This window comes from Neobacillus sedimentimangrovi (genome assembly GCF_010614825.1).
Taxonomy (GTDB): domain Bacteria; phylum Bacillota; class Bacilli; order Bacillales; family Cytobacillaceae; genus Neobacillus; species Neobacillus thermocopriae.
This window is the reverse complement of record NZ_JAAFZF010000074.1, coordinates 1-8,974: the sequence shown is the minus strand read 5'-3', so window position 1 is coordinate 8,974 and position 8,974 is coordinate 1. Positions and strand designations below refer to the sequence as shown.

The following is an 8,974-nucleotide window of genomic DNA, read 5'->3' as shown; positions in this document are numbered from 1 at the left end:
ACTAAGTAGGTTATGAAGGGTACTTCACGTATCCATCAGACCTCCCCGGGTAAGAGTGTAATCTTTCCTTCCATCCATCTGCTTCATTTACTCTGTATCACCTTCGGCAGAAAGGGCTTTGTTTTGTTGTGCAAACTCACCCAGTGATACCTAGCCTCATATGAAGTTCGTGTTCCTCAGATCGGAAGTTTGCCGCTCGCTTCCTTCAGATTCCGCGTCACCACGGACACCCTTGTGTTAAGCTAACTGCTACTTCTGCCTTCGCAGCTCGGGACTTTCACCCTATAGATTACACCCATGCCGGGCGCACATAAAAAAATCATCGCCCAAAATTTAAGCGATGATTTTATTTATCTTAAAGCTTCCATCTATTAAGCGAAAAAGACAAGATAGATTATGCCCAGCAGTAAATACAAGCCACATAATCCTAGAAGTACTTTTGCTAATTTTTCCACTACTTTCTCCCCTTACGATATTCCTGCACCAATGACAAAGGAAAGCCCGATTGATATGACCATAGAAATTAAGCCTACTGCTCGATTATCATTTTGAATTTCTTCATCAATTTTGAATTTCGGTGTTAAAAATTCAAAGATAAAATAGCTGATGATTAAAAGGAGAAACCCGTAAATACCCCAGCCGATCATGGCAAGTAAAGAGTTATGATTTTCAATGGTATGACGAAAAATATTGGCAACCCCAAAAATTTTCCCTCCTGTTGCCATAGCCACAGCCAAGTTTCCATTTTTAATTTCTTCCCAATTTTTATATTTGGTGACCATTTCAAAAAGAGCCAAAAAAACAACTAAACATAAAATAACAACACTATAGTAGGCTGCAATTTGTATATAAGCATTTTCCCAGAACTGGTTCATCCGCTCTCTCCCCAGATATAATTTAAAAGACACTACGTCCAACTCATCATTTTAGATAAGCTTTCCATCTCAGCTTAGTATTATTTGAATTCTACAATTGTTACTCCGGTTCCCCCTTCACTAGCATCTCCAAAACGAATATTCTTTACTGAACGATGATTTCGCAAATATTCTTGAACTCCTTGCCGTAAAGCACCTGTTCCTTTTCCGTGAATAATGGAGACCCGTGGATAATTGGCCAATAGTGCATCGTCAATGTATTTTTCCACCTTTAATAAGGCATCTTCATACCTCTCACCGCGTAGGTCAAGCTCCAATTTTACATCGGCATCCCTACCCTTTACAATTGCCAGCGGTTTTGTTTCCACTTGCTTTGGAGTACCAATATATTCTAAGTCTTTTTCTTTTACTTTCATTTTTAAAATTCCAATTTGAACCTGCCATTCCCCTTCTGAAACTTTTTCAACTAAGCTGCCATTTTGATTAAAGGTGAGAACCTTCACTTCATCACCTGGCTGAAAGCGGTGCTTTTTCGTTTTCTTCTTGGCGGGCTTTTCAAATTTCGGAATTTCAGGCGCTGCTTCATCAAGACGACGTTTCGCTTCGATTAATTCGTGTTCTTTAATTTCTGCATGTTTTTCTATTCGCATTTTGCGCAAGTCACGAATGACCTGTTCGGCTTCTTTCTTCGCCTCTTCGACGATTTCCTCCGCTTTTTCAGCGGCTTTTTCCAACATAGCGTCTTTTTTCTCGTAAAACTCAATCATTTGTTTTTGCAAATCTTTATGAAGCTTTTCAGCCTGTTTTAACAAATCCCGAGCTTCCTGATGTTCGATTTCTGCCTGACGCCGGCTTTCCTCAAGGGAGGCAATCATTTTATCAATTTGATTCGTGTCTTCACTTACATGAGAACGGGCCGCTTGTATCACTCTTTCATTTAATCCAAGGCGTTTAGAGATTTCAAACGCATTACTCCGTCCTGGTACCCCTAGTAATAGCTTATAGGTAGGACTCAAGGTTTCGACATCAAATTCAACACTAGCATTTAATACACCCTCCCGGTTATAGCCATAAGCTTTTAATTCCGGATAGTGTGTAGTTGCAACTACTCGTGCCCCTCGTTTGTGGACTTCATCCAAAATGGAGATTGCCAAGGCTGCCCCCTCTTGCGGATCCGTCCCAGCCCCTAGCTCATCAAACAAAACAAGACTGTTCGAATCTACCCGATTTAATATGTCAACGATATTTACCATATGAGAGGAGAAGGTACTTAGACTTTGTTCAATCGACTGTTCATCACCGATATCTGCATAAATAGCTCCAAAAACAGCCAGCTCTGAACCGTCCTGTGCCGGTACTTGTAGACCTGCTTGAGCCATGAGTTGACAAAGGCCCAATGTTTTTAAGGATACGGTTTTTCCCCCTGTGTTCGGTCCTGTAATTACGATAGTAGTATAATCTGTACCAAGAATAATATCGTTTGCGACTACTTGATCCATTGGAATTAACGGATGTCTCGCTTTATAAAGGACGACTCTCCCTTCATTATTCATGCTTGGCTTAGTGGCTTTCATTTTTTTCCCATAACGAGCTTTTGCAAAAATAAAATCCAGATTTGCCAATACATCTACAATTACCTTTAAGTCGTCTGCATGCTCAGCAACTTGTGCGGATAGTTCAGTAAGGATTCTTTCAATTTCCAGCTGCTCCTTTACACGGATATCTTGGAGCTCATTATTTAATTGAACAATCACTTGGGGTTCTATGAATAATGTCTGTCCAGAGGAACTTTGGTCATGAATAATCCCACCATAATGGCCACGGTATTCCTGTTTCACAGGAATAACATATCGATCATTACGGATCGTGATAATCGCATCAGATAGCATTTTTTGTGCACTAGACGAACGAATCATGCTTTCCAATTTTTCACGGATCCGTGCTTCGTTGGCACGAAGCTGATGCCTTAACGACTGCAACAGCACGCTTGCCCCATCCAATACTTCGCCACTCTCATCTATCGCTTGTTTTATTGCTTGTTCTAAATTTGTTAACGGGATAATCAGGTCTGCTTGCTCGCGTAAAATAGGAATTTCTGTCCGTTCATCATCTACTTCCTCAAGGAAACGTTTCATTTGTCGGCTGGCATAAATGGTGCTTGCAATTTGAACAAGTTCCTGTGAACTCAATACACCACCAATAACCGAGCGCTTAATATGAGGTCTAATATCATAAATCCCTGATAATGGGACATTCCCTTTAATTCGCAACACTGTTGCTGCTTCATCCGTTTCCTCTTGAAGCTTAACGACCTCATTATAATCACTTGATGGCACAAGATTTTTTATCTTTTCACTACCAAGCGAGGAAGCAGCATGCTCCATTAGCTGCTCCCTAACCTTCATGAATTCTAATACTTTCAAAACTCTTTCTTGCATGGAGATGAACCTCCTTTTCTCATAAAAACCTTTTATCTATTGTGTAAGTAATTTAATAAGTCATTTTTATCAAGTGTATTAATGACGGTTGACTTTTTGATCCAACCCTTTTTCGCTGTTGAAACACCGATTTCCATTTGTTTTAATGTATCCAACATATGGGCATCTGTATTGATTAAAATTTTCACGCCTGCCTCTTGCGCTTTTCTTAAATGCTCAGCTGCAAGGTCAAGTCGGTTCGGATTAGCATTTAATTCTAAGGCCGTATTTGTTTCTTTTGCCAGTTGAATCAACATATCGATATCAACATCATACCCTGCACGGCGGCCGATCTTTCGTCCGGTTGGATGAGCGATTAAATCAACATGTCCATTTGTTAGCGCGTTTTTAAGGCGCTCCATGATTTTTTCTTTTGGCTGAGTAAAACCCGAGTGAATGGAAGCAATGACAAAATCTAATTCCGCCAATACATCATCTTCATAATCCAATGACCCATCTGGTAAAATGTCCATTTCCACACCGGATAAAATCAGAATGTCATCATATTTTTCATTTAATTTTTTTATCTCTTCCTTTTGCTGAAGCAGCCTCTCCCGGGTAAGTCCATTCGCAACTTTTAGATACTGAGAATGGTCAGTAATGGCTAAATACTGATATCCTCTGGCCCTACATGCCTCAACCATTTCCTCGATGGAATGGGCTCCATCGCTCCAGGTTGTATGCATATGAAGGTCACCCTTAATGTCCTTCAGTTCAATAAGATCATAATCGGCTGAAAAGGTGTCAACCTCTTTGCCATCCTCTCTTAATTCAGGAGGAATGAATGGAAGGCCAAAATGCTGAAAAAACGCTTCTTCGGTATCAAAGGTGAGAATCTTACCCGTCTCCATGTTTTCAACACCGTATTCGCTTATTTTTTCGCCGCGTTCTTTGGCAAGCTGTCTCATACGGACATTATGCTCCTTTGATCCGGTAAAATGATGAAGCGTAGTGATAAATTCCTCCGGTTTGACTAACCGGAAATCACAGGATATATCATAATCAAGTTCGAATATGATAGAAACTTTTGTATCACCAGCACCAACTACTTCTTTTATTTTTGGTAGCTTTAACAATTCTTCACGAACCGTTTTAGGCTCAGTTGTGGCGATGATAAAATCTAAGTCCTTGATTGTTTCTCTCATGCGTCTTAAGCTTCCCGCTCTTGAAAAACGCAAAATTCCTGGCATTTCAGAGAGAAATGTTTCAATCTGTTCTGCTATTGGAAGCATATAAGCCAGCGGCAGACGCTCAGGTCTTGAACCGGCATTAGCTAACGCACTCAATATTTTTTCTTCTGTTTTTTTTCCAAAACCTGCAAGTGTCTGAACCTTCCCTGCTTCACAAGCCTCTTTTAAGCTAGATGCATCTGTTACCCCTAATTCTTTATAAAGCTTTGCAATTTTCTTCCCACCAAGTCCTGGGAGCTGCAATAGCGGGATTAAGCCTGCCGGCACTTCTTCTTTTAGTTCATTTAGCACCTTTGACGAGCCTTCTTTTATGTATTCTTCCATGACGGCTGCGGTCCCCTTGCCGATTCCTGATATCGTTGTGAAGTCATCAATTTCATTGAGGCTACGATCATCAGCTTCCAGAGCGGCAGCTGCTTTCCTAAAAGCAGACACCTTGAAAGGATTTTCCCCTTTTAATTCCATATAAATCGCAATCGTTTCTAATAAACGGATCAATTCTTTTTTATTTGCTTCCATGTTTTCCACCTGCCTATTACCATTTATTTTAACCTGATTGTTCAACAATAGAAAAACTTCTCTTGTCCAGAGAAGTTTACGCCGCTGTATTATTGATCCACCAGCTCTTGATTTGCTCTGAAAGGATCGGAGTGTAATTAACAACCGCCTCTGCCATGAACGACTCTTCCAAAGCGTTTTGCAATACATCAATTGGAATTAAGGCGGCAATATATATTACAATGAAAATAATTAAATACACTTCCAAAAAGCCTAATAGTCCTCCTGCCCAAACATTTAGCTGTTTTAATACAGGCAGATGGGCAATAAAATCCAACATGGAGCCAATTATTTGCATCAGTATCTTTACGGCAAAGAATATAATGACAAAGGCAATTGCCCGATAAAATGCCGTTTCTAGGCTGCCAGAGTTTGTAAAAATGGTTAATATGCCTTCTCCACCAAAGTTTGGATAAGGTATCCATAGGGTTAATTTTGGAGCAAGATCATCGTAGTATAAATAAGCAGTTATGTATGCAATAATAAATCCTGTTAAATGAAAGGCTTGAAGAATAAAACCTCTTTTCAAGCCTACAAAGAATCCAATGATTAGTAATATTAAAATTGCTATATCTAACATAATGGCTTATTCCTTTTCTTTTTGTAAATCTTTTTTTAAACGTTCCAGCTCTTCTTTTAATTTAATATAATCATTGACTGCATTAACTGCTGTTAGTACAGCCAGTTTATTCACATCCAACATCGGATTCTTGGAACTAATTTCGCGCATTTTATCGTCAACTAAGGAGGCTACATGCCGAATATGACTAGGACTTTCTGTGCCTACAATTGCATATAGCTGTCCGAATATATCAACGGTGATTTTGTTTTTCTGTATGTTTGACAACGTAAATGCCCCTTTCAAAGAATCCTACAGTATATCATAACAGAAATGGGTTTCATCGAAAAGTGATACAATGTATCGAACGATAGATTTAATAGAAATGTGGTGTTAAGAAATGGGAAATGTAGTTTTAGTGTTTAGCATGGACAAGATTTTGGAGATGAAAGAATATTACAGTACATATGTATCGAATAAAGTCCCATCCGGAGGCGTGTTTGCCGCAAAACTTCCAAATTGTATGATAACAGCCTATAAATCAGGAAAAGTATTGTTTCAAGGGAATGATTGTGAAAGGGAGGCAGAAAGATGGAGAAGTTCTTCAACTATTGGCACTTCTAGGGAAAATCATCCGGTAGCAAAATCACAACGTTCGATGAACAGTGAACTCCCCTCTAATATTAGTGAACTATCTGTCATTGGGTCCGATGAAGTGGGAACGGGAGACTTTTTCGGACCGATTACCGTTGTAGCTGCTTATGTTAGGAAACAAGATATTCCTTTATTAAAAGAATTGGGTGTACGAGATTCAAAGAATTTAAATGACGAAAAAATTATTGAGCTTGCAAAAATATTAAAGGGCATGGTGCCATTTTCCCTAATGACATTGAAAAATGAAAAATATAATCAGGTGCAAAAATCTGGGATGTCTCAGGGAAAAATGAAGGCTCTGCTTCATAATCAAGCAATTTTGAAAGTACTAGAAAAAATTGCCCCGGAAAAACCAGAAGCTATTCTAATTGATCAATTTGTTCAGGCTAACACTTATTTTCAGCATTTGCAAGGACAACAGAGGATAGCTCGAGAAAATGTTTATTTTAGTACAAAGGCTGAAGGGATTCATCTAGCTGTGGCAGCGGCAAGTATTTTGGCCAGGTATGCTTTTATTCAATACATAAATCAGTTGAGCGAGGTAGCTGGATTTAAAATCCCAAAAGGAGCAGGTTCCCAAGTGGATGAAGCAGCTGCCAAGCTGATATTAAAGAAAGGCCTTGGTGTGCTACCTTCCTTTGTGAAAATGCATTTTGCAAATACAGAGAAGGCAGTGGAGATTGCCAATAAAAAGAAGGGATAAGGAGATAAGAGAGGCAATTTTTTAATCGCTATAATGTTGGAGGGAGAATATTACTATCTATATCATAAAAGCAGTTTTTCAAAAGTTGATAGTTACGAATTAACGAAAACTTGCTTTAATTTTGCCATTAATCCAATAACATCTTTGGAATTGTTAGATGACGAAGTAATTGACTTTATAAAAGATTTAAACCAGATGGGGATTTCAATTGACACATTAAAGGGAGCTTTATATGAAACTTTCAAATGAATTTCTTAAAGTTAAATTGATTTTAATAGGAGTTATTAATAGCTTAGGTACAGCGATTATTTGGACGGGTCTTCCCGTCTATGCTTATCATTTAACTCATTCGTATTTGTATTCCTCAGCATTGTTTATCACTGGAACAGTTGCAAGTTTATTTGCAGGCTCATAGGAGGAAAATTAGCTGACTTTAAGACCCATCGTTTAGTTATTTTGTTCAGTCTGCTCAGTAATTTTGTAATATTTAGTCTGATTTTTTTGGTTTTCACATTAAAATCTCATATATGGATGTTGTTTCCATTAATATTATTAACACAAGTATTTGGAACGATTTCTCTAGTTAATCAAAATATATGGTTTAGTAGTATAGTAGAGAAAAAGCAACTCACTAAAGAATTAAGTTCAAGAAATTCTTGGGTACTTACATCCAAAACTATTGGCTTTACAACCGGCCCCCTGTTATTTCAATTTCTTGAACAATTCACTGTTTTAATAAATATCTTGGAAATCGGATTATCTTGTGTTCTTATTCTAAGCATTAAAGAAAATCGAACCCTGAAAAGCAAACAACAACTGTCTTTAGATATGGAAGAATTTAAATATGTCACAAAAAACAAAATTTTACGTAATTATAACTTCGTTTCATTAATAGATGGATTTATTACCCCACTTGTTATAAATCTGTCTGTTTTTGTATTAAATGATTTTTTTAAAGTGAGTTCTGAAATTGTTTCTTTATATTGGCTTTTAGGCGGAATAGGATCAATTGCAGGAAATCTTATTCTATCAGTAATATATTAGAACGATCACCACAATTCCTTGCATTTTATTCTTTTGTATTTTTAACAGGTGGAATTTTTCTTATGTGGGTTTCAAAAAATGTTTGGTTATACTTAATAGGTTTTTTGCTATTCTCTGTAGGTAATCCTCTTAATTAATACAATCATTCGATCACATGTATTTAATTTATCAGACTCAAAATATAAAGGACGATCTTCAGCTGTTCTTACATTCTCTAATGATATTGGAGCGTTGTTTATTTTGATTACATCTAATTTTTTAATCTACTCTTCAGGAATTCATATAATTTTACTGGGATTGGTTTGTTTCTCGCTGATAAAAATCATATTGTTTCTAAAAACATATATTCAAAAAATTCAGAATAATGCACGAGAAAGGAGTACCTCTGATATCTTTTATTAAAGGTGTTGGTTTGAGTTATAGAGTAGTTTTCCAAAATGACTTGGAAGAGTTGCGAAAAGATGTAAACTTTCTTGAAATTATTGCAGAATCTTATTTTGATGAAAAAAGAATCGAGGAGATTATAAAGCTAAAAAATTATTTTCCACTTATTCCACATGGTTTATCGTTGTTCATTGGTTCTTACGAGGATATTCCACTACAAAAAAGAAAACTATCACTTTTTTATGTAACTGACTTAGTGAACTTTTCCTGTTATAAATGAGTGAATGAGACATCAGATCGGTTCATCCGACAATATTCTAAGAGTTAATTTTAAGTATGTTTTCCTTTAAAAAATTTCTTTTATGGTTTTTCGGTAATTCTTCATAAACAAAAAAGAGTATCCTTGCACATAACCCTGTCAAGTAGACAATGAAAAAAAGAGTATATTAAGCTGCGGTCTTTTCTCGATATTCAATCGGGGAAAGACTGTTAAATTTTTCTTGAAAACGACTGTGGTTGTAAAAATGAAT

Annotated in this window: 10 protein-coding genes; 4 read left to right on the top strand and 6 right to left on the bottom strand. The window is 37.2% G+C overall.

Annotated elements, in window-relative coordinates:
• Nucleotides 1-467 precede the first annotated feature (467 nt).
• From GZA11_RS15710 to zapA, 5 genes are all read right to left on the bottom strand, one after another.
• Nucleotides 468-875 (bottom strand): DUF350 domain-containing protein, encoded by a 408-nt coding sequence (locus GZA11_RS15710; protein ID WP_038536604.1) that lies wholly within the window; start codon nt 873-875, stop codon nt 468-470.
• An 80-nt stretch (nt 876-955) separates the two neighbouring features.
• Nucleotides 956-3,313, bottom strand: coding sequence for an endonuclease MutS2 (locus tag GZA11_RS15705; protein ID WP_163184353.1), 2,358 nt, complete (start codon nt 3,311-3,313; stop codon nt 956-958).
• Nucleotides 3,314-3,345: 32 nt separating this feature from the next.
• Nucleotides 3,346-5,061, bottom strand: a complete 1,716-nt coding sequence (polX, locus tag GZA11_RS15700) for a DNA polymerase/3'-5' exonuclease PolX (protein ID WP_163184352.1) — start codon at nt 5,059-5,061, stop codon at nt 3,346-3,348.
• 76 nt (nt 5,062-5,137) lie between these two features.
• Nucleotides 5,138-5,680: a CvpA family protein gene (locus GZA11_RS15695; RefSeq protein WP_038536609.1), complete on the bottom strand. Its 543-nt coding sequence runs from the start codon at nt 5,678-5,680 to the stop codon at nt 5,138-5,140.
• Nucleotides 5,681-5,686: 6 nt separating this feature from the next.
• A complete protein-coding gene (gene zapA / locus GZA11_RS15690; protein ID WP_038536611.1) occupies nt 5,687-5,947 on the bottom strand; it encodes a cell division protein ZapA in 261 nt (86 codons plus the stop codon).
• A gap of 112 nt (nt 5,948-6,059) precedes the next feature.
• Here zapA and rnhC point away from each other — a divergent pair, with 112 nt between their 5' ends.
• The 4 genes from rnhC (at nt 6,060) to GZA11_RS15670 (ending at nt 8,724) form a co-directional block, all read left to right on the top strand.
• Nucleotides 6,060-7,016, top strand: coding sequence for a ribonuclease HIII (rnhC, locus tag GZA11_RS15685; RefSeq protein ID WP_163184351.1), 957 nt, complete (start codon nt 6,060-6,062; stop codon nt 7,014-7,016).
• A gap of 232 nt (nt 7,017-7,248) precedes the next feature.
• Nucleotides 7,249-7,431 (top strand): hypothetical protein, encoded by a 183-nt coding sequence (locus GZA11_RS15680; RefSeq protein WP_051968191.1) that lies wholly within the window; start codon nt 7,249-7,251, stop codon nt 7,429-7,431.
• Complete coding sequence (locus tag GZA11_RS15675; protein WP_328822057.1) at nt 7,386-8,060, top strand: MFS transporter; 675 nt, start codon at nt 7,386-7,388, stop codon at nt 8,058-8,060. Before GZA11_RS15680 ends, GZA11_RS15675 begins: the two co-directional genes overlap by 46 nt.
• Nucleotides 8,061-8,472: 412 nt before the next feature.
• Nucleotides 8,473-8,724, top strand: coding sequence for a multinuclear nonheme iron-dependent oxidase (locus tag GZA11_RS15670; RefSeq protein WP_163184349.1), 252 nt, complete (start codon nt 8,473-8,475; stop codon nt 8,722-8,724).
• A gap of 166 nt (nt 8,725-8,890) precedes the next feature.
• On the opposite strand, the gene GZA11_RS17080 is transcribed toward GZA11_RS15670, so the two are convergent.
• Nucleotides 8,891-8,974: IS3 family transposase (locus tag GZA11_RS17080; protein ID WP_407938553.1), on the bottom strand; the 84-nt coding region annotated here is incomplete at its 5' end.

What these genes read in the sequence shown, in the direction of transcription:
- GZA11_RS15680 (WP_051968191.1), top strand. Translation starts at nt 7,249, where the DNA reads ATGAAACTTTCAAATGAATTTCTTAAAGTTAAATTGATTTTAATAGGA.
- GZA11_RS15710 (WP_038536604.1), bottom strand. Translation starts at nt 875, where the DNA reads ATGAACCAGTTCTGGGAAAATGCTTATATACAAATTGCAGCCTACTAT.
- polX (WP_163184352.1), bottom strand. Translation starts at nt 5,061, where the DNA reads ATGGAAGCAAATAAAAAAGAATTGATCCGTTTATTAGAAACGATTGCG.
- rnhC (WP_163184351.1), top strand. Translation starts at nt 6,060, where the DNA reads ATGGGAAATGTAGTTTTAGTGTTTAGCATGGACAAGATTTTGGAGATG.
- GZA11_RS15705 (WP_163184353.1), bottom strand. Translation starts at nt 3,313, where the DNA reads ATGCAAGAAAGAGTTTTGAAAGTATTAGAATTCATGAAGGTTAGGGAG.
- GZA11_RS15695 (WP_038536609.1), bottom strand. Translation starts at nt 5,680, where the DNA reads ATGTTAGATATAGCAATTTTAATATTACTAATCATTGGATTCTTTGTA.